Raw genomic sequence first — 19,196 nt, 5'->3', positions numbered from 1 at the left:
GCGCTTATCCTAGGGATCGGGGAGCGTCCGGAGCTTTAGGTTTCGGTTGAAGCGTTTTGATTAGCGGTTCGAGATGCCGGACAATCACGCAATGAAAGCAATCCCAAAATTGTCATTTCGGCCTGCCACGGCCGCGGATATACCCGCCCTGATGGCCCTGCGGAAACAGACCATGCTTCCCCATCTGCAGCGTGCCGGCGCGCCCAGCGACGACGATGCCAATCTTGCCAGGGTGAACTACCGGCTGGAGGACGCGCTGCTGGTGTACGACGACGCGGAATTGGTCGGCCTTTTCAAGGTGGCGCGCGATGCGGGGGAGTGGAAGCTGATACAGGTTCAGGTCGCTCCGGCCCGGCAGGGCCAGGGCCTGGGAGGCCATCTGGTGCGGGGATTGCAGGCGCAGGCCGCGCAGGCGGGCCGCGCCATCACGCTGGACGTCTTGAAAGGCAACCCGGCGCGGCGGCTGTATGAGCGTTGCGGATTCGCGGTGGTCGACGAAAACGCGCTGGAGCTCCGCATGCGCTGGGCGCCCTCTTGACGCAGGCCCCCCCGTATCAGTGTTCCGGGACTGTCCAGAAGTACACCGTGCGGCCGTCGATATTGAGCGTCTGTTCGGGCGCCCAATCGCCCATGTCGAAGGCGTGCGACACGATGCGTGTGCCGGGTTTCAGCTTAAGCAGGGTGGGCCGCAGCTTGAGGTTGAGCGACGGCAACAGATACAGGCTGATCACCGTGGCCTTCGTCAGGTCTTGTTCGAACAGGTCGCCCTGGATGAACTGTACCTTGTCGGCGACGCCCTCCTTTTTGGCGTTCGCGCGCGCTTCCTGGATGCGCTGCGGATCGATATCCACGCCGACGCCGCGCGTGCCCAGGCGCTTGGCCGCGGTGATGGGGATGCGGCCGTCGCCCGAACCGAGGTCGTACAGCACATCGTTGGGGCCCACGCCGGCGACACGCAGCATGGCGTCGACCACCTGCGGGGGCGTCGGCACGAAGATCACGTCGGGCGCGCGGGTCTTGGCGCCGGGAGAGGCCGATTGCGACCGCGCGCCGGGGGCTGCCGTCAGCAGAAGGGCGGCCGTCAAGGCCAATATCCATGAGTGCCGAAGTATGCGCATGATTCATGCTCCTGAAGGTACGTGGGTAAACAACGGACCGGACGACGATGCCCTTGCGCGGCCGTGCTATTCCGCCTGCATGGCCGTGGCTCGCCCGCGATAGAGCAGCACCAGCACGCCCACCGCCAGCACGGCCAGGCCCGCAAAGGCGCCGACGCCGGTGTGTACGACGCTGGCGTAAAGCAGATAGGCGCTGGTGCCGCAGAAAAGCAGCGGGGTGACGGGATAGAAGGGCACGCGGAAGGGGCGGGGCCGTGCCGGCTCGCGGCGTCGCAGGACGAACAGGGCAATGCCGGTCAGTACGAAGAAAAGCCAGAACACCGGCGCGGTGTACTCGACCATTGTGGCGAAACCGCTGCGCGTGGCCGCGCCCAGCGCGACCAGGGCCAGGGCGATCAGGCCCTGCGCGATCAGCGCGTTGGCAGGCGTGTGGTGGCGGGTGTCCCAGCGGCCCAGCATGCGGAACATGGGTTCGTCGCGGCCGAAGGCGTAGGTGGTGCGGGCGCCGGTCAATATCGTCGCGTTGGCCGAGGTCAGCGCCGACACGGCGATCAGGGCGCTGATGATGCGTGCGCCGTTTTCTCCCAGCACGGCGCGCAGCGCGTCGGCGGCTACGGCATCGGAGGCCGCCACGCCGGCCAACCCGAGTACCTTGACGTACGCCAGGTTGACCAGCAGGTAGACCGCGGTCACCAGCGCCAGGCTCCAGAAGAGGGCGCGCGGCAGGTTGCGGCCCGGCCCCACGACCTCGGCGGAAACGTAAGCCGCTTCGTTCCACCCGCCGTAGGTCAGCATCACGAAGATCAGCACCAGGCCCCAGTTGGTGGCGGTGGGCACGCCGGGCGGCGCCACCGCGCCGCCTGTCGGTTCCCCACCCAGCGTCAAGCCGGCGGCGATGATGAACAGCACGCCGCCGACTTCCAATATCGTCAGGCAGTTCTGCGTCCATTTGCCGGCGCGCAGGCCGGCAAGGTTAAGCAACGTCAGCACGGCCACGGTCAGCGCCGCGTAGATCGCCGCCGAGTACGTGCCCAGGTTCAGGATCTGGCTGGCGTAGTCGCCGAACACATAGCCCAGCAACGCGATCGAGCCGGTCGGAATGATGGTCAGCCGCGCCCAGGCGAACAGGAAGCCCGTTTTTTCGCCGAAGGCGCGGCGCAGGTATTGATAGTCGCCGCCGGCGTCCGGATAAGAAGTGGCCAGTTCGGCGTAGCACATGGCGCCCGCCAGTGAAATGGCGCCGCCCACCAGCCACGCGATCAGGATGTGGTTCAGGCTGGCGGCATTGGCGGCGATCAGGGCCGGCGCGCTGAAGATGCCGGCGCCGATGACGATGCCCACGACCAAGGCCATGACGTCCAGCATCGACAACAAAGGCGAGGGGCGGGCCGCCGGAGAGGACACGGACGGCGAAGCGGGGGGCTGCGTGGAAGAGGCGTCGCGCACGGGAGCTTCCATTGACCGGGGGAAAACGGGCAAGGGCTGGATAAGACGACGCCTTACCACATCGTCAGCGATGGTAGCACCGGGATGCTTTTCTTTAAGCTTCCAGTCAGAAACAAATCGTTAGCCAGGTCGTCGCGAGACGTAAGCGGGCCGTCGGGCGGGGTCCCAATGAGGGGGCTCATGGGGGGACCAGGGGCCGCGGTCTCGGGCCATCTGCCGCGAACAGCGCTGTCCGCGCACGCATGAAAAAACGCCATGGCGGGCGCCATGGCGTTTCAGAGACGACCTTCGTCCGGACGCTTTGCTTGTCCGGCGCCGTCCGGTGCGTCAGCCCAGATCGACCAATTGGGTATGCTCGACGGCCGGCGGCGCGGCGAAATAAGGGCTGACGAGTTCGCGCCATTTGGCGAAGTCCTCCGAACCGCGGAAGTCCACCGTGTGGTTTTCCAGGGTGGCCCACTCGACGAACAGGCGGTAGCGGTTGGGGAATTCCACCGAACGCTGCAGCGATACGCCGTGGCACCCCTTGGCGCGCAGGAACAGTGGCTTGGCCTTGGCAACGCCGGCTTCGAACGCCGCGTGCGTGCCGTCCTTGATTTCGATCTGCGCAATTTCGAGAAACATCGTCGCTCCTTGCTGATACGGCGGGCGTTCAGCGTTTGATGTGTTCCAGCGCCACCGGATTGGTCACGCCGGTTTCCGTCAGCGTGCGCGTCGCGTTGACGGACGCGTAGATCCATAGGATCTTCATCGGCTGCGTATCCGACATGTTACGAAAACGGTGCGACACATTGGGGGGAATCCATGTCGTGTCCATGGGTTGCAGCCGGTGTTCCTGGCCGTCGATATCCAGGATGGCGTCGCCCTCCAGCAGCACGACGCTTTCCTCGCAGTTGTGGCTGTGAAAGGGGATCTTGGTGCCGGGCGCGAACTCGGTGATGCCGTTGATGAAGGCCGTGGCGCCGTCGCCGGCAGTGACCAGGGGGATCGTGCGGGCGCCGCCGCCGCGCTCGTAGGCCGTCAGTTCGGAGGGTCGGAAGATGCCCGGCTTGGGGCCGCCGCGCCGTGCTGTTTTGAATGTGCTCATGATGAAACTCCCGTGGCAAGCAGGTCCGCGGCGGCACTCAGTGCGCGGGACCGGTCCAGACCGATTTTATGTTGGTGAATTCCTTGAGGCCGTAGCTGCTCAGTTCGCGTCCGTAGCCGGATTGCTTGATGCCGCCGAAAGGCAGGCGCGGATCCGAAGCCACCGTGCCGTTGATGAAGACGGCGCCGGCCTCGAGTTCGCGCGCCAGCAGATCGGCGCGGTCCAGGTCGCCGGTCCACAGCGCGGCGCCCAGGCCGAACACCGTGTCGTTGGCGATGCGGATGGCGTCGGCGGCGTCCTTGCAGCGGATGATCGCCGCGGCCGGGCCGAATGTTTCGTCGCGGCCGGCGGCCATGTCGGGGGTGACGTGATCCAGCACGGTCGGCTCGAAGAAATAGCCCTTGCCGTCGCGCGGCGCGCCGCCCAGCAGCAGGCGGGCACCGGCGTCAACCGAGGCCCGCACCTGATCGTGCAAATCGGCGCGCAGGTTATTGCGCGCCATCGGCCCGACGTCCACGCCGGTGTCGCGCGGATCGCCGACTTCAAGGGCGCGCGCATGCGCCACGAAGGCGTCGACGAAGGCGTCCGCGACCTGGGCTTCGACGATGAAGCGCTTGGCCGAAATGCAGCTCTGCCCGGCATTGTGGAAGCGGGCCTTGACCGCGGTGCTGGCGGCAAGGTCGATATCGGCGTCGGCCAGGACCACGAAGGGATCCGAGCCGCCCAGCTCCAGTACCTGCTTTTTCAGGGCGGCGCCGGCCTGGGCGGCAATCGTGCGGCCCACCGGCGTCGAACCCGTGAACGTGACGGCGGCGATGCGGTCGTCGGCGATCAGGCGTTGTACGCGGGAGGAGTCGATCAGCAAGGTGGAGAACAATCCCGCCGGCGCGTCGGCGCGCTCGAATACGCCGGCCAGCGCCAGCGCGCACTGCGGCACGTTGTTGGCATGCTTGAGCACCGCCGTATTGCCCGCCAGCAGGGCCGGCGCGGCGAAGCGCATGACCTGCCAGAACGGGTAGTTCCACGGCATGACGGCCAGCACCGTGCCCAGCGGATCGAACACCACCTTGCTGTGGGTGGCGTTGCTGGCGACGATTTCCGGCGCCAGCAGGCGTTCCGCTTCGTTGGCATAGAAGTCGCAGTTGATGGCGCACTTCTCGACTTCGGCGAGGGACTCCGTCATGGGCTTGCCCATCTCGGCGGTGATCAGCGCGGCGTATTCGGCCTTGCCGGCGCGCAGCGCGGCCGCCAGCCGGCGCAGGACATCCTGGCGTTGCGCAAGGGTGGTGCGGCGCCAGTCGCGCTGGGTGGACCGGGCGCGCGCCAGCGTGGCGTCGATGACCGCGTCGTCATGCTCGTCGTAGGTGGCGAGCGTGGATTCGTCGAACGGATTGATGGAATGAATCATGACTACCTTCTTGACACAGGCGTGCCGTTACTCCGCCTGGATGTTGTTGTCCCGGATCAGTTTTCCGTAAACGGCATAGCCTTCGGCGGTGCGCTTGCCCAGCTCCTCGGGCGACGAGCCAATGGGGTTGGCGCCCTGTGCCGCCAGCTTGGCCTTGACTTCCGGCTTGGCCAGGACCTGCTTGATCGTGGCGTTGAGTTTTTCGATCACCGCGGGCGGCGTCTTGGCCGGCGCCACGATGACGAACCACGAAGAGAACACGAAGCCCGGCGAGCCGGATTCCGAAATCGTCGGCACATTCGGCAGTTCGGCCATGCGCTTTTCCGACGAAATGCCCAGCAGGTCCACGCGCTTGCTATCGATCAGGCTCTTGGACGTCGCCAGCGCCTGGAAGGCCACCTTGGCTTCGCCGCTGGCAACGCCCATGGCGGCGGGGGTCGCGCCGCGGTAGGGCACGTGCACCATGTCCAGCTTGTTCCTGGAAGCGAACAGCGCCATCGCGATGTGCTGCGGGCTGCCGATGCCGCCCGACGAATATTCGATGCGTCCGGGCGCCGCTTTCGCCGCGGCGATCAGGTCGCCGGCGTTCTTGTACAGGCCCGGCGTGGCGATCAGGCTCCATTCGAAGGTGGTGACCAGCGAGACGGGCGCGAAGTCCTTCAGCGGATTCCACGGCGTCTTGGACAGGTTGGGCACCATGGTCAGGATGCTGTCGTTGAAGGCGCCGATGGTGTAGCCGTCGGGGTTGGCCGTGGCCACGCGGTTGGCGCCGATGGCACCGGCGGCGCCCGGCAGGTTTTCGACGATGACCGATTGGTTCAGCAACTTGCCCATCTCCTGGGCGACCAGTCGTGCGACATTGTCGACAGCGCTGGCGGCCGCCAGCGGAATGATCATGGTGATGGGGCGTTCCGGGTACTCGGCGCGGGCCTGCGGTGCCAGGCCGGCCATTAGACAGAGCGCCGCGGCGGTTTTCATCGCCGTCCGATATTTGTTCCATGCCTTCACAGCTTTCTCCTCGGTCTTGTACGCGTTATTAAGCTCGCCGGCGCCACTCTAGGGATGGGACCGCACCCTGTCCAATGGCGAATTTCTATTTCTTGCATCGAAAGCGGCCATAATTCGTTACGCTTACGCCTGTCCGCGGGGCAGGACGCCATGGGGCCGTTCCAGTCATGACCAATAAATCCGGAATCAAGCTGCGCCAGCTGGAGTACTTCCTGGCCATCGCCGACACGCTGCACTTCTCGAAAGCGGCGGAAAAGCTTTTCGTGACGCAGTCCACCCTGTCGCACCAGCTGGCCGAGCTGGAAACCCATCTGGGCAAGGCACTGTTCGACCGCTCCGGCAAGAACATCCGGCTGACCCAGGTCGGGCAGGTTTTCCATGCCTATGCCAAGCGCACCGTCGACGAACTGGCGGCCGGATGCGCGGCGCTGGAAGAATTGGACGCCTTGCGGCGCGGCCATCTGGTCATCGGCGCCAGCCAATCCTTCACCCGCAAGCTGCTGCCGCCGGTCATCGCCGAATTCATGCGGACCTACCCGGATGTCCGGCTGACGGTCAAGGAAATGATGGCACCCATGATCGAAGAAGAATTGGCCGCCGGCGATCTGCACCTGGGCATCGCCTTCATACCCGCGCGCCTGGAGGAAACGGCGGTGGAGTCCCTGTTCACCGAGCGCCTGATGCTGGTGGTGGGAACGGAGCACCGGTTGGCCGGCCGCAAGCGCGTGCGCCTGGCGGACCTGGCGCGCGAGCCCCTGGTGCTGATGACCCGCGATTACTACACGCGGGGGCTGGTCGACCGGTATTTCGACCAGCTCGGCCTGCAACCCAATATCGTCTGCGAGACCAACGCGCTGGGCCTGATGATGGATCTGGCGGCGGCGTCCCGGGTGGTCACGCTGTTGCCCGAAAGCACGATCGATCCTTCCGCCCGCGTGGCGGTGATCCCGGTGTTCGAACCGGTGCCCATACGGGTGACCGCGCTGCTGTGGTCCAAGCGGCACCACCGGACGATCGCCGCCACCACCTTCGCCGGGTTGCTGCGCGAAGGCCTGCAAGACGCCGAGCCCGCCTGGCGGCGCGGTCCGGCGGCGGTTACGCAATGAAGCACCCTGGGTGCGTCCCCATGGCGCCGCTGCCTACAATAGAGGCTTTGCCTTGTCCGGCCTGACCTCAGGAGATCTTCCGATGCCGCTTCTTTCCCTGTCCCGTTGCGCAGTGCTGGCGGTCGCCGCGGCAGTTCTCGCGGGATGTTCCACGACGACCGGGCGGGCGCAGGCGCAAGGCCCGGGCGCCGCGCAGGCGGCCACCACGTCGGATTCCCTGGCGCAGACGGGCTGGCGGCTGGTCCGCTGGCAGTCGCCGGACGGCTCGGACTATCCGTTGCAGCTCAATACCATCTATCCGCCGCTCAGTATCGCCTTCACCGCCAGGAACCGCGACTATCGCGTGACGGGATTCTCCGGCTGCAACGAATTCGCGGGCACCTACCAATTGCAAGGCGGAAAGCTGGTGATTACCCTGCCGTCGAGCCGCTCGATGCAGTGCGCCGTGGCGGATATGCGGGAAGCCGAGCGGGCCTATCTTTCGGCCCTTGCCCACATCGCCACGTTCACGCTGGATAGCGGCGGGTCGCCGCATCAAATGACTTTCAACGTGCGCAATGGCGATGTCCTGACCTTCCTGCGCGGGCAGGATGTTTCGTCGCGCTGATCCTGGAGTTTTTCATGGTTTTTTCCCGCATCCGCCGCATCTCCGGCGCGGCCGCCGTCGGGGCGGCATTGGCGGCCTGCGCCCATCCCATGCAACCCGACCTGGCGCAGGCCCGCTACCAGCCGGCCTACGCGTCTGACTTCCTGGCCCAGACCAACTGGGTGCTGGCGCGCTGGACCCGGGCGGGCGGCACGCTGCGTTCCATTCCCCATAACGATGGCCGCGAGCGGCCCATCACGATGGGGTTCATGCATGAAGGGACGCAGCTGCGCGTGGCCGGATATGCCGGTTGCAACAACTACAGCAGTACCTACACGGTCGCGAACGGCAACCTGATCGTGACGGCCGCGCCCGTGGCGACGCGCATGGCCTGCCCGCGTCCCGAGCTGAACCAGGTGGAACAGGACTTCCTGGCGTCGCTGACGCGCATCCGTGCCACCTCCGTGGACAATGCCGGCAATCCGCGACGGTTGTCGCTGTCGCTGGACAACGGCGAGGTGCTGGATTTCGCCCGTGCCGATGCAGGGCGTTGAGCGTTTCCATGACTACCATCGTCAATATCGCCGCGTACAAGTTCGTGGCCCTGGATAACCCGGCCGCCTTGCGTCCCGGCATGGTGGAGCGCGCCGCGGCGGGAGCGCTGAAAGGCACGGTGCTGCTGGCGCCGGAAGGCATCAATCTGTTCTTGTCCGGCGATAGCCAGGCGATCGGGGCTTTCCTGGAATGGCTGCGCGCCGATGTCCGCTTCGCCGATCTCGAGGCGAAGTACAGCTATTCCGACGCGATACCGTTTCGCAAACTCCTGGTGAAGGTCAAGCGCGAGATCATCCGCATGGACCATCCCGCGATCCGCCCGCAGGCCGGCCGCGCGCCCAGCGTGGACGCGCGCACGCTCGCCCGCTGGCTGGAACGCGGCACCGACGATAGCGGCCGGCCCGTCGTGATGCTCGATACCCGCAACGCTTTCGAGGTCGACGCCGGTACATTCGAAGGCGCGCTGGACTGGCGTATCGATCGCTTCACGCAATTCCCCGCCGCGCTGCGGGCCCACCGCGCCGAGCTGGAAGGCAAGACGGTAGTCAGCTTCTGCACCGGCGGCATACGGTGCGAAAAGGCGGCGTTGTACATGGCGCAGGAGGGCGTGCGCGATGTGTACCAGCTGGAAGGCGGTATCTTGAAGTATTTCGAGGAAACCGGCGGCACGGCCTTCAAGGGAAGCTGCTTCGTCTTCGACGAGCGCGAAAAGCTGGGGCCGGACCTCGCGCCGGCCGCGGAACCCGCGCTGCCGGCCGTGGGCGCGGCATCGTGCGCCGATACGGGCGGCCTGGCGGCGGCCCAATCCGCATCCCCCGTTCTGGCGGACTAAGGACCTGATCATGTCGCGCGCTCCCTTGGGCATCGTGGCCGCCCTGCATGACGAAATCGCCGGCCTGCTCCAGCACATGGGACCGGGCGCGGCATGCCGGCGCGTCGGCATGCGCGACTATTACGTCGGCGACCTGTACGGACAGCCGTGCGTGATCGTGCTGGCGCGCATCGGCAAGGTCGCCGCGGCCGCCACCGCCGTTACGCTGATACGCGAATTCGATGTTCGGGCGCTGCTGTTCACCGGCCTGGCCGGCGGCATAGCCCCCGGTGTCCGCGTGGGCGACGTCGTGATCGCGGAAGCCCTGGTGCATCACGACCTGGATGCCCGGCCGCTGTTCCCGCAATACGAAGTGCCCCTGCTGGGCGTCAGCCGCCTGCCTACCGACCCGCGCATGAACGGCGTACTGGCGCAATGCGCGGCGGATTACCTGGCCCTGGCGCTGGCGCGCGATGTCGACGCCGCTACGCGCGACCTTTTCGCCATCGGCGCGCCCATGCTGCATCGCGGGCTGGTCGCCAGCGGCGATCGTTTCGTGGGCGATGCCGGCATCGCCGGCGCGGTGTCCGCCGCCTTGCCCGAAACGCTATGCGTCGAGATGGAAGGTGCGGCTGTGGCCCAGGTGTGCCACGAATACGAGATACCGTGCGCCGTGCTGCGCACCGTTTCCGACCGCGCCGACGCCGCCGCCCCGGTGGATTTCGCGGCGTTCCTCACGCACATCGCCAGCCACTATTCCAGCGGTATCGTCAGCCGCTTCGTCGAGGCTTATACCGACTGAGCCGGCAGCCCGTTCCCGGCCTGCCCGTCAGCCGGAGCGAATCCCGGGTGGCGCAAGCGGCCGGCGCGGTTCAGCGCACCCGCATCCCGGGCTGCGCGCCCGGCCCGGGTTCCAGGACAAAGATGCCGGGATGGGCGGATTCGTCGGCGTGGCTGGCGGCCAGTACCATGCCCTCGGAAATCCCGAACTTCATCTTGCGCGGCGCCAGGTTGGCGACCATGACCGTCAGCTTGCCGATCAGGTCCTGCGGCTTGTAGGCCGACTTGATGCCCGAGAACACGTTGCGATGGCGGCCCTCGCCGACATCCAGCGTCAGCCGCAGCAGCTTGCTGGAGCCTTCGACTTCCTCGCAATTGACGATGCGGGCCACTCGCAGGTCGATCTTGGCGAAGTCGTCGATGGTGATGGTATCGGCGATGGCTTCGCCGCCGGGCGCCGGCGTGGCCGCGGCATCCGCCGTGGCCTGCGCCTCGGCCGCGGATGCGGGCGCTTCGACCAGCGCATCCAGCATGGCGGGGTCCACGCGTTGCATCAGATGCTTGAACGGGGCGATGCCCAGCGGCAGCATGGCCGCGTCCTGCCAGACGAAGGCGGACGGCTGGCCGAACAATTCGCGCGCGACGCGCTCGGCCAGGGCGGGGAGCACCGGCGCCAGCATGACCGACAAGGCCTTGAAGCCGGCGAGGGTGCGCGAGCAGATATCCTGCAGCGCGCTCTTCTGTTCCTCGCTCGCGTTGGCGATGCCCTTGGCCATGACCCAGGGCTGGGCGGCATCGAAAGCCTGGTTGATGCGATCGGCGTAGGCCATGATGTCGCGGATGGCACGGCCGTATTCGCGCGCTTCCAGGGCGGCGCGCACGGCTTCGGTCTGTTGCGCGAGTTCGGTGGTAAGCGCCTGGGTATCGCCGTGATACGCCAGCGCGCCATTGAAGTGGCGCGTAATGAAATTGGCCGCGCGGCTGGCGATGTTGACGTACTTGCCGATCAGGTCGCTGTTGACGCGCGCGATGAAGTCTTCCGCCGTGAAGTCGACATCTTCGACCTTGGCGTTGAGCTTCGCGGCGATGTAATAGCGCAGCCATTCCGGGTCCATGCCGACGTCCAGGTAGCGCAGCGGCGAGATGCCCGTGCCGCGGCTCTTGGACATTTTTTCGCCGCTGACCGTGATGAAGCCATGGACGTTCAGCGCGTCCGGGGTCTTGCGGCCGGCGAACTTCAGCATCGCGGGCCAGAACAGCGCGTGGAAGTAGATGATGTCCTTGCCGATGAAGTGCACCTGCTCGGTCGGGCCGGCGGGGTCCAGCAGGGTGTCGAAATCGATACCCTGCTTGTCGCAATAGGCTTTCAGCGAGGCGAGGTAGCCGACGGGCGCATCCAGCCAGACGTAAAAGTACTTGCCGGGGGCGTCCGGGATTTCGATGCCGAAGTAGGGCGCTTCGCGCGAAATATCCCAATCGCCCAGCTTGGCCTGCGCGTCGTCGCCGCCCAGCCATTCGCGGGTCTTCGCCAGGACTTCGGACTGCAGGCGGCGCGCGCCGGACGCGTTGGTGCCGGCCGTCCAGTCGCGCAGGAAGGCCACGCAGCGCGGGTCCGACAGCTTGAAGAAAAAGTGCTCGGAGCTTTTCAGGACCGGCGTGGCCTTGGTCAGCGTGGAATACGGGTTGATCAGGTCCGTCGGCGCGTAGACCGCGCCGCAGACCTCGCAGGAATCGCCATACTGGTCCTTGGAGTGGCAGACCGGGCATTCGCCCTTGATATAGCGGTCGGCCAGGAACATACCCTTGACCGGATCGTAGAACTGCTCGATGGTGCGCGTATCGATCAGGCCCTGGGCCTTCAGCGCGCGATAGATTTCCTGCGACAGCGCAACGTTTTCCGGCGTGTCGGTGGAGTGCCAGTGGTCGAAGCGCACGTGAAAGCCGTCCAGGTAGCGCGGCCGTTCGGCGGCGTAGCGCGCCACCAGTTCACGCGGCGTAATCCCTTCGCTTTCCGCCTTAAGCATGATGGGCGCGCCGTGCGCGTCGTCCGCGCCGACGAAATGCACCGTGTGCCCGGACATGCGCATGCTTCTTACCCAGATGTCGGCCTGGATGTATTCCATGATGTGGCCGATATGGAAAGAACCGTTGGCGTAAGGCAGGGCAGTGGTGACGAACAGGGTGCGTGACATGACCGAAGGGCAGAGTGGGAAACCGGACCCGGCATTTTAGAGCCAGTTCGGCCAGGCGCCGTCCGGGCACGGCTGCGCCGCTGCGGCGGGTGCATTGCCGTGCGGCCGCAAAGGCAGGTGCGTGGGAAGGAACAACCGCCGGGAACCGGCAGCCGGAGATGCCAGCGCGGGGACGCGCTTAGCGGACTTCGCGCGCCTCGACGTCGATGACGTCCGGGCGTACGCCTGGGAATGGGCCGCTGGCCGCGCCACGCGCGGCGCTGCGCTGGTGCCAGTAGGCCTTGACGCCGAAGGGGCGGCCCCGAACCCGGGCGACCACGTACAGGATGCCGACCGCGATAGCGGTGGAGGCCATGAAAATCAGGGCCATCACACCACCGATCAGGGCAAGCACCGTGAAAGCGAGGGCGCGAACGAAACGTGTAAAAGCGTTGTCCATGCTAGAGAAGACGCGAAAGGCGGCGAAAAGTTCCTGCGGATTCCGCTATCCTTGCAACTTGATGTCGGGAGCGATAAAGGCCGCACGGTGCTGAAAAGCCAGGCAGTTAACCGGGGTAGCCGCGCCAAGACCCGGGTGCCTGTAGGAATATAGTGACATGAGTTTGACGATCCAACAAATAAAGACGGTCCTGGAAGGTGTAACGGACCCGCAAACCGGCGCCAGTCTCGGGAAATTTGTAAAAGACCGGGACATCCGCGTCGATACGAACCCGATTTCGGTAGCGGTAGAGCTGGGCTATCCCGCGCGTAGCCGGCAGCAGGCCTTGCGGCAGGCGGCCGTGGACGCGCTGGCCGCCGCGGGCGCGCCGGGCGCGCAGGTCTCCGTCACCTGGAAAATCGCCGCGCATGCCGTGCAGCGGGGGCTCAAGCCGCTGCCCAACGTCGCCAATATCATCGCGGTGGCGTCGGGCAAGGGCGGCGTGGGCAAAAGCACCACGGCGGTCAACCTGGCCCTGGCCCTGGCGGCCGAAGGGGCCCAGGTCGGCGTGCTGGACGCGGATATCTATGGCCCCAGCGTGCCCACCATGCTGGGCATCTCGGGACGTCCGGTCAGCCATGACAACAAATCCATGGAACCCCTGCAGGGCCATGGCCTGCAGGCGAATTCCATCGGCTTCCTCATCGATGCCGATTCGCCGGCGATCTGGCGCGGCCCCATGGTGACCCAGGCGCTGGAACAACTGCTGCGGCAGACGAACTGGCGCGCACTGGACTACCTGATCATCGACATGCCGCCGGGCACCGGCGATATTGCCCTGACCCTTGCCCAGAAGGTTCCGGTGGTCGGTGCGGTCATCGTCACGACCCCGCAGGACATCGCCTTGCTGGATGCGCGCAAGGGCCTGCGCATGTTCGAAAAAGTCGATGTGCCCATCCTGGGCGTGGTCGAGAACATGTCGATGCACATCTGTAGCCATTGCGGCCACGTGGAACCCATTTTCGGCGAGGGTGGCGGCAAGCGCATGGCGGAACAATACGGCGTGGCCTGGCTGGGCGGACTGCCGCTGACCATGAGCATCCGCGAGCAGACCGATGCGGGCAATCCCACCGTGGTCGCGGACCCGTCCAGCGAAGCCGCGGGCCTGTATCGCGACATCGCGCGGCGTGTCGCGGCGGCGGTGGCGGTGCTGCCACGCGATATGGCGGGCAAATTCCCGAACGTCGTTGTCCAGCAACCCTGACGCATGCAATGGCTGGCGGGCCTTTTGCTCTGCGTCCTGCTGGCGCTCGTTCGGACCGCTTACGCCGCGCCTGAAATCGTCATCGATCCCGGCACGGTCAACCCGGCGACGGTAAAGGCCGTCAACGATGCCGTCCAGGTAATCGCGCGGTTGGCTTCGGACCAGGACGGCGGCGAAGCGGACCGGCTGCGCCGGCGCGCGCGCGACGCCGCGCTGGCGGCCCTGGCGACCCAGGGGTATTTCGCCGCGCGGGTGGACCTGCGCACCGGCAGCGACGTGGGCGGCGGCACCTGGGACATCTCCATCGAGGCCGGCGTGCGGACCAGGATCGTGGCCGTCGATATTTCGTTTACCGGTAGGATCGCGCAGCCGCAGTACGCAAGCCGTGTGGCGGCGCTGCGCAAGAACTGGTCGCTGCCCGTGGGCCGTCCCTTCGTCAACGAAGACTGGAACAAGGCCAAGTCTTCCCTGTTGAACGACGTCAGCGACAAGGATTTCCTGCTGGCACGCATCCAGGCGTCCTCCGCCGACGTGCAGGCCGACCAGGGGCAGGCGCGGCTGAAAGTCGTTATCGACAGCGGTCCCGCGGTGCGCATGGGCATGCTGGAAATCAACGGGCTCGACCGCGTGCCGGCATCGCTGGTGCGGCGCTACGTGCGCTACAAGCAGGGCGAAGCCTACGACCAGGACAAGCTCAACGACTGGCAGCAGGCGCTGCAGGCGACCTCGTTCTTCCGCGGCGCCTTCGTTTCGATGGTGCGGCCGGATGGCTCGCGCGAAACGCCGCCGGCGCAAACGCCCGCGACCTCCACCCCGCAGGGCGATCCCGGCGTGGCGGCCGGCAGCCAGCCGCCAGGCGGCATGGACAGTAACGGCGAGATCACGCTGCCCGTGCAGGTGCGCGTGGTCGAGGGGCCGCCCAAGCGTTTTTCCGCGTCGCTGGGCGTGGACAGCGACGTGGGCGTGGGGGTGGAAGCCTTGTATCGCCAGCAGGTGGTCTTCGGGCAGCCCCTCACCATGGAATCCGGCGTTGGCGTGAATCGCTTGCGCCAGCGCGTCTACACCGATTTCTACCTGCCACCGGATGGGCGGGGCAACAAGGACAGCATAGGCGTGCTGGCCGAACATTCCGATATCCAGGGGCAGGAGGTGACGCGTTTTGCACTGGGCGCCACGCGCCTGCAGGAACGCCATGGCGAAGGCCGGGTGGACTATGAAACCCGTTGGGGGCTGTTGGCGGCGCACGACCACGTCAGGATCGAAGGCGCCAGCGACTACGACCTGCCCAGCCTGACGGGCACCGTGGAATGGGTGCGGCGCGACGTCGACGACAAGTACGACCCGCGCGAAGGCAATCTGGTGGCACTGGGCGGCGGCCTGGGGGTGACGCTGGACACCGGCCGGCCGTACAGCCGCGCCCGCGCCCGCGCGCAGCGCTGGTGGCCGGTGGGCCAGCGCGATGTCTTCACGATGCGCGGCGAAATCGGCAAAGTATGGTCCGACAGCACGCGGGTTCCGCCGGATTTCGGCTTCCGTACCGGCGGCGCGCGCAGCATACGCGGATATTCCTACCTGAGCATCGGGGCGGACCGCGGCGACGCCGTGGTGGACGCGCCGACCCTGCTGGTCGGCAGCGTGGAATACGACCATTATTTCAATGAGCGCTGGGGGGTCGGCTTTTTCGTCGACGCGGGCGATGCCGCCCAATCGTTCGGCGATATGCGCCTGGCTGTCGGCTATGGCGTGGGCGCGCGGGTTCGCACGCCCGCCGGCCCCTTATTCCTGGATGTCGCCTACGGCCAGCGCGACCATTCCTTGAAGTTGGCGTTTTCGCTGGGGATCGCGTTTTGAGTTTCCTGGCCCGCCTGCTGCGCAATGTCCTGGTGTGGTGGGTTCCCACCCTGCTGCTGTTCCTGGCCGCGCTGGCGGCGGCGGTGGCATGGGTGGCCGGATCGCAGCCGGGCGCGCAATGGCTGGCGCGCGCGGTCCTGCCGCAGCTGGGCGTGCAGGCCACGGACGTGAGCGGCTCGGTCTGGAGCGGTTTGCGCCTTGGCCGGCTGGCCGTGGAAAGCGGCGGCGTGTCGGTGGAAGGCCGCGGCCTGGCGCTGCGGGTGGCATGGGCGGACTTGCTGCAGCGGCGGCTGCGGATTAGGGAGCTGTCCGCATCCAGCCTGGACGTGAACCTGGTCGATATGCCGGAAGCCGCGGCGCCCGCCGCCGGGGCCGATGGCCCGCCGTCCATTCCGCTGGACATCGTGGTGGAGCGGCTCGCCGTGGGCGAACTGGCGCTGCGGCGCAATGGCGAGCCGCTGCCCGTGACGTTGAGCAGCTTGACGGCGGCATTGCGGGCCGGGCCGGATGGCGCGCAGGCGCGGATCGATACCCTGCACGTCGGCCATGCGAGCGTCGACGCCGATGTGCAGGGCCAGGCCGACCTGCAAGCGCTGGCGGCACCGTGGCCGCTCGATGCGCGCCTGCACCTGGCGGCGCGCGGGCAGGGTGCCGGTTCCCCGCTGTGCGTGGGGCGTTTCGTCAAGGACGTATCGGCGGGCGGCGATGCCCGCCCGGATCCCTGCCTGTTGCAGGTGGACCTGCACGCAAGCGGTTCGCTCGATGCGCTGTCCGCCACTGTCGAGGCCCAGGGCGCGGGCGCCTCGTTGTCCGCGCGGGCCGAGCTGGCCCCGCGGGATCCCCTGCCGCTGCGGTCCGCCGATGCCACGCTGAAATTGCCGGATGGGACCTCGGCTGCCGTGTCCCTGACGGCGACGCGCGACCCGGACGCAGGCGCCATACGCCTGCAAGGCACGCTTGCCGCGGATCGCCTGGATCTGGCCGGTCTGTCGGGTAACGCCGTTCCGCAGGCGATCCTGACCGCCCACGGCAGCTTCGATACCTCGCTGACGGCGGGCTATGTCCTGCGCGACGGCCGGGTCGACCTGGCCATCGATGCCGGCAGCCGCTGGAACAAACAGGCCGTGCAGGGCAGCGCCCAAGGCCAGGTGCTGACCGCCGCCAGCGGCGATCCGTCCGCCGACTGGACAGCCGCCCTGGCGGACGTGCGGATCCACGGGCTTGCGGTGGACCTGCGGCTGGGCGCCAACCGCTTGCGCGCCCAGGGCAATGTCGATCCCGGCGCGGGCGCCATCACGGTGGATGCGGCCGCGCCACGGTTGGCGGACTTCTGGCCGGGGCTGGAGGGCGCGGCCACCCTTCAGGCCAAGCTGACCGGCACACCCGCCCGTCATCGGCTGGAACTGCGCGGCGGCTATACCCCCGCGCGGTCGCGTCCCGGCATATTGGGCAGCGCGCCCATGCAGGCTTCCGTCGATATCTCCGGCGGCTACGGCGCCGGCACGGGCAACGACGCCGCGGCGAGCCTGGTGGGATGGCGCGGCACGGTGTCCCGGCTGGCCTTTTCCCATGCGGGATTCGAGCTGGCCTCGCCGCGGCCCGTCTCCGTGGCCTATCTGCCGCGTGCCGTGGCGCCGGCGTGGCAGTGGCAGGTCGGCCCGGCGCGTATCGACCTGGGATTGCCGGGGGGCGACCGCATGGTCCTGGATCATGCCGGCTCGCGCGGCGGCGCGGGCCGCTGGGAAACCGCGGGCCGCATGGACGATGTGGTGCTGACGCCGGCCTTGATACGGCGCATCCGGCGCGCGCTGGATCCGGACGCCGCCGCGAATGCCGCGCCGGACCGCCAGCCGCGCGTCAATGCGCGCGTGCCCGCCAACCAGCGGCGCATTGCCCTGGACCTCTCCTGGGACCTGCGCTACGCCGGCGCGCTTGCGGGCAAGGCGCGGGTGGCGCGCCGTTCCGGCGACCTCCTGGTGCCCGGGGATCCGCCCATGCCGCTGGGACTGCGCGGCCTGGTGCTGGACCTGAATGCGATCCCCGCGGGCGGGCGCAATAGCCGCGTGGAGGCTTCCCTTAGCGTGAATACCGCCACCATGGGGTCGCTGCGCGGCACCGGGACGGCCATGCTCGCGGCCACCCCGGATGGCCGCATCGGCCTGGCGCCGCGCCAGCCGCTGCGGGTCTCGCTGAACGCCGACGTCGCGGACCTGAAATGGGTGGAGCTGTTCACCGGCGACAGCACCGAGGTCGGCGGTACGCTGAAGGCCAGCGTGCAGGCCCAGGGTACGCCGGGCGGGAGCTGGACGGCGACCGGCACCGTGCAGGGCCAGCACCTGCGCTATGTGCGCATCGACGACGGCGTGCGGCTGGTGGACGGGACGCTGTCGGCGCGCCTGCAGGAAGACCGGCTGATCGTCGAATCGCTGCGCTTCCCGGCGGTGTTGCGCGTATTGCCGACCGAATCGCGCACGCGCGCCTGGGTGACGACCAACCCCGACGCCCGCAACGGCTATATCGACGCCAGCGGCACGTGGCGGCTGGCGGATGCGGCGGGACAGGTCCACATCGTCCTGCACCGCTTCCCCGTCGTCCAGCGCGCCGACCGCTTCGCCATGATGTCGGGCCGTATCGATATCGACGCCACCCTGCCGCGGCTGTCGATACGCGGGGACGTCAAGGCCGACGCGGGCTGGGCCAGCCTGGAAGTCCTGAGCGAGGTGCCTTCGCTGGACGGCGACGTGGTGGTCCACCGCCCCGGCATGGATACCGATGCGCCGTCCACGCCGCTGCAGACCGATATGGACCTGAACGTGGACCTGGGTTCGCGTTTCTACCTGACCGGCATGGGGCTGGATGCCGCCCTGGGAGGATCGCTCCGCATCCGCTACGTCGACAACCGGCTGATGGGCACCGGCGTCCTGCGCACGCGCGCCGGCCGCATCGATGCCTACGGCCAGCGCCTGCAACTGCGGCGCGGCACGGTCACCTTCCAGGGCAGCCTGGACAACCCGCTTCTGGATATCGAAGCCCTGCGTACCGGCGAACAGGTGGAAGCGGGCGTGCGCGTCAGCGGCACGGCGCAGCGTCCGCGCATCGACCTGATTTCCTATCCCGACGTCAGCGACGAGGAAAAACTGTCCTGGCTGGTGCTGGGCCGCGCGCCCAACGCGAGCGGCAACGACACGGCGCTGCTGGTGTCGCTGGGCACTGCGCTGCTGGGCAATGGCGAGCCTTTCTACAAGCAGTTCGGGGTGGACGACATCACGGTCCGCAACGGCACGCTGGGCGGTTCGAACAGCCTGTTGCCCGACCAGACGGTGGCTGGCAACGTCAACCAGGATGCGAGCCAGACCCTGGCGACGCAGTTCGTGGTGGCCAGCAAGAACTTCGCAAACGGCGTGACGCTAAGCGTGGAACAGGCGTTGGCGGGCTCCGAGACGGTCGGGCGGCTCAGCTATCGCCTGTCGCGCCGGTGGTCCGTGGACGTCAAGGGAGGCTCGGTCAACGGGCTGGAGCTGGTGTATCGGACCTTCTTCGGGGACTGACCGGCCGGGCGCGAGGGC

General features: G+C 67.4%; 17 protein-coding genes. 9 read left to right on the top strand and 8 right to left on the bottom strand.

Going from position 1 to position 19,196, the window contains the following annotated elements; genetic code table 11:
* Positions 1 to 172: 172 nt before the first annotated feature.
* Positions 173 to 538 carry a GNAT family N-acetyltransferase gene (locus ACO1P8_RS07885; RefSeq protein ID WP_486295343.1) on the top strand — a complete coding sequence of 122 codons (366 nt, stop codon included), beginning with the start codon at positions 173 to 175 and terminating at the stop codon, positions 536 to 538.
* 16 nt (positions 539 to 554) lie between these two features.
* Here ACO1P8_RS07885 and ACO1P8_RS07880 read toward each other — a convergent pair whose 3' ends face one another.
* The 6 genes from ACO1P8_RS07880 to ACO1P8_RS07855 all read right to left on the bottom strand — a co-directional run bounded on the left by ACO1P8_RS07880 (position 555) and on the right by ACO1P8_RS07855 (position 6,067).
* Positions 555 to 1,085: an SAM-dependent methyltransferase gene (locus ACO1P8_RS07880; protein WP_486295342.1), complete on the bottom strand. Its 531-nt coding sequence runs from the start codon at positions 1,083 to 1,085 to the stop codon at positions 555 to 557.
* Positions 1,086 to 1,184: 99 nt separating this feature from the next.
* Positions 1,185 to 2,564 (bottom strand): APC family permease, encoded by a 1,380-nt coding sequence (locus tag ACO1P8_RS07875; protein ID WP_486295341.1) that lies wholly within the window; start codon positions 2,562 to 2,564, stop codon positions 1,185 to 1,187.
* A gap of 327 nt (positions 2,565 to 2,891) precedes the next feature.
* Positions 2,892 to 3,188, bottom strand: coding sequence for an antibiotic biosynthesis monooxygenase family protein (locus ACO1P8_RS07870; protein ID WP_486295340.1), 297 nt, complete (start codon positions 3,186 to 3,188; stop codon positions 2,892 to 2,894).
* A gap of 28 nt (positions 3,189 to 3,216) precedes the next feature.
* Positions 3,217 to 3,651 carry a cupin domain-containing protein gene (locus tag ACO1P8_RS07865; RefSeq protein ID WP_486295339.1) on the bottom strand — a complete coding sequence of 145 codons (435 nt, stop codon included), beginning with the start codon at positions 3,649 to 3,651 and terminating at the stop codon, positions 3,217 to 3,219.
* Positions 3,652 to 3,688: 37 nt separating this feature from the next.
* Entirely contained in the window at positions 3,689 to 5,059 is a 1,371-nt protein-coding gene (locus tag ACO1P8_RS07860) for an NAD-dependent succinate-semialdehyde dehydrogenase (RefSeq protein ID WP_486295338.1), read from the bottom strand.
* Between the two features lie 27 nt (positions 5,060 to 5,086).
* Positions 5,087 to 6,067 (bottom strand): Bug family tripartite tricarboxylate transporter substrate binding protein, encoded by a 981-nt coding sequence (locus ACO1P8_RS07855; RefSeq protein WP_486295337.1) that lies wholly within the window; start codon positions 6,065 to 6,067, stop codon positions 5,087 to 5,089.
* Positions 6,068 to 6,234: 167 nt separating this feature from the next.
* Here ACO1P8_RS07855 and ACO1P8_RS07850 point away from each other — a divergent pair, with 167 nt between their 5' ends.
* The 5 genes from ACO1P8_RS07850 (at position 6,235) to ACO1P8_RS07830 (ending at position 9,927) form a co-directional block, all read left to right on the top strand.
* Positions 6,235 to 7,173: a LysR substrate-binding domain-containing protein gene (locus tag ACO1P8_RS07850; RefSeq protein ID WP_486295336.1), complete on the top strand. Its 939-nt coding sequence runs from the start codon at positions 6,235 to 6,237 to the stop codon at positions 7,171 to 7,173.
* An 82-nt stretch (positions 7,174 to 7,255) separates the two neighbouring features.
* Complete coding sequence (locus tag ACO1P8_RS07845) at positions 7,256 to 7,780, top strand: META domain-containing protein (RefSeq protein ID WP_486295335.1); 525 nt, start codon at positions 7,256 to 7,258, stop codon at positions 7,778 to 7,780.
* Between the two features lie 14 nt (positions 7,781 to 7,794).
* A complete protein-coding gene (locus tag ACO1P8_RS07840) occupies positions 7,795 to 8,313 on the top strand; it encodes an META domain-containing protein (protein WP_486295334.1) in 519 nt (172 codons plus the stop codon).
* Positions 8,314 to 8,321: 8 nt separating this feature from the next.
* A complete protein-coding gene (locus ACO1P8_RS07835) occupies positions 8,322 to 9,146 on the top strand; it encodes a sulfurtransferase (protein ID WP_486295333.1) in 825 nt (274 codons plus the stop codon).
* 10 nt (positions 9,147 to 9,156) lie between these two features.
* The gene (locus ACO1P8_RS07830) at positions 9,157 to 9,927 is read left to right on the top strand and encodes a 5'-methylthioadenosine/adenosylhomocysteine nucleosidase (RefSeq protein ID WP_486295332.1); all 771 of its coding nucleotides are present in this window, start codon (positions 9,157 to 9,159) and stop codon (positions 9,925 to 9,927) included.
* A gap of 70 nt (positions 9,928 to 9,997) precedes the next feature.
* Here ACO1P8_RS07830 and metG read toward each other — a convergent pair whose 3' ends face one another.
* Together metG and ACO1P8_RS07820 are read right to left on the bottom strand one after the other, a co-directional pair.
* Positions 9,998 to 12,097 carry a methionine--tRNA ligase gene (gene metG / locus ACO1P8_RS07825; RefSeq protein ID WP_486295331.1) on the bottom strand — a complete coding sequence of 700 codons (2,100 nt, stop codon included), beginning with the start codon at positions 12,095 to 12,097 and terminating at the stop codon, positions 9,998 to 10,000.
* A gap of 178 nt (positions 12,098 to 12,275) precedes the next feature.
* Entirely contained in the window at positions 12,276 to 12,536 is a 261-nt protein-coding gene (locus tag ACO1P8_RS07820; protein ID WP_486295330.1) for a hypothetical protein, read from the bottom strand.
* Between the two features lie 157 nt (positions 12,537 to 12,693).
* Between ACO1P8_RS07820 and apbC the strand changes: the two genes are divergently transcribed.
* Genes apbC through ACO1P8_RS07805 form a run of 3 tightly spaced genes read left to right on the top strand, consistent with a single transcriptional unit; the run spans position 12,694 to position 19,178 of the window.
* The gene (gene apbC / locus ACO1P8_RS07815; RefSeq protein WP_486295329.1) at positions 12,694 to 13,779 is read left to right on the top strand and encodes an iron-sulfur cluster carrier protein ApbC; all 1,086 of its coding nucleotides are present in this window, start codon (positions 12,694 to 12,696) and stop codon (positions 13,777 to 13,779) included.
* Positions 13,780 to 13,782: 3 nt separating this feature from the next.
* Entirely contained in the window at positions 13,783 to 15,630 is a 1,848-nt protein-coding gene (locus ACO1P8_RS07810) for an autotransporter assembly complex protein TamA (protein ID WP_486295328.1), read from the top strand.
* Positions 15,627 to 19,178: a translocation/assembly module TamB domain-containing protein gene (locus tag ACO1P8_RS07805; RefSeq protein WP_486295327.1), complete on the top strand. Its 3,552-nt coding sequence runs from the start codon at positions 15,627 to 15,629 to the stop codon at positions 19,176 to 19,178. The genes ACO1P8_RS07810 and ACO1P8_RS07805 overlap by 4 nt, the downstream gene beginning before the upstream one ends.
* Positions 19,179 to 19,196 lie beyond the last annotated feature (18 nt).

The organism is Bordetella sp., from assembly GCF_057362025.1.
This window is presented reverse-complemented; position numbering and strand designations above follow the sequence as displayed.

What these genes read in the sequence shown, in the direction of transcription:
- ACO1P8_RS07870 (WP_486295340.1), bottom strand. Translation starts at nt 3,188, where the DNA reads ATGTTTCTCGAAATTGCGCAGATCGAAATCAAGGACGGCACGCACGCG.
- ACO1P8_RS07820 (WP_486295330.1), bottom strand. Translation starts at nt 12,536, where the DNA reads ATGGACAACGCTTTTACACGTTTCGTTCGCGCCCTCGCTTTCACGGTG.
- ACO1P8_RS07850 (WP_486295336.1), top strand. Translation starts at nt 6,235, where the DNA reads ATGACCAATAAATCCGGAATCAAGCTGCGCCAGCTGGAGTACTTCCTG.
- apbC (WP_486295329.1), top strand. Translation starts at nt 12,694, where the DNA reads ATGAGTTTGACGATCCAACAAATAAAGACGGTCCTGGAAGGTGTAACG.
- ACO1P8_RS07840 (WP_486295334.1), top strand. Translation starts at nt 7,795, where the DNA reads ATGGTTTTTTCCCGCATCCGCCGCATCTCCGGCGCGGCCGCCGTCGGG.
- ACO1P8_RS07835 (WP_486295333.1), top strand. Translation starts at nt 8,322, where the DNA reads ATGACTACCATCGTCAATATCGCCGCGTACAAGTTCGTGGCCCTGGAT.
- ACO1P8_RS07845 (WP_486295335.1), top strand. Translation starts at nt 7,256, where the DNA reads ATGCCGCTTCTTTCCCTGTCCCGTTGCGCAGTGCTGGCGGTCGCCGCG.
- ACO1P8_RS07810 (WP_486295328.1), top strand. Translation starts at nt 13,783, where the DNA reads ATGCAATGGCTGGCGGGCCTTTTGCTCTGCGTCCTGCTGGCGCTCGTT.
- ACO1P8_RS07865 (WP_486295339.1), bottom strand. Translation starts at nt 3,651, where the DNA reads ATGAGCACATTCAAAACAGCACGGCGCGGCGGCCCCAAGCCGGGCATC.
- ACO1P8_RS07860 (WP_486295338.1), bottom strand. Translation starts at nt 5,059, where the DNA reads ATGATTCATTCCATCAATCCGTTCGACGAATCCACGCTCGCCACCTAC.
- metG (WP_486295331.1), bottom strand. Translation starts at nt 12,097, where the DNA reads ATGTCACGCACCCTGTTCGTCACCACTGCCCTGCCTTACGCCAACGGT.
- ACO1P8_RS07830 (WP_486295332.1), top strand. Translation starts at nt 9,157, where the DNA reads ATGTCGCGCGCTCCCTTGGGCATCGTGGCCGCCCTGCATGACGAAATC.
- ACO1P8_RS07885 (WP_486295343.1), top strand. Translation starts at nt 173, where the DNA reads ATGCTTCCCCATCTGCAGCGTGCCGGCGCGCCCAGCGACGACGATGCC.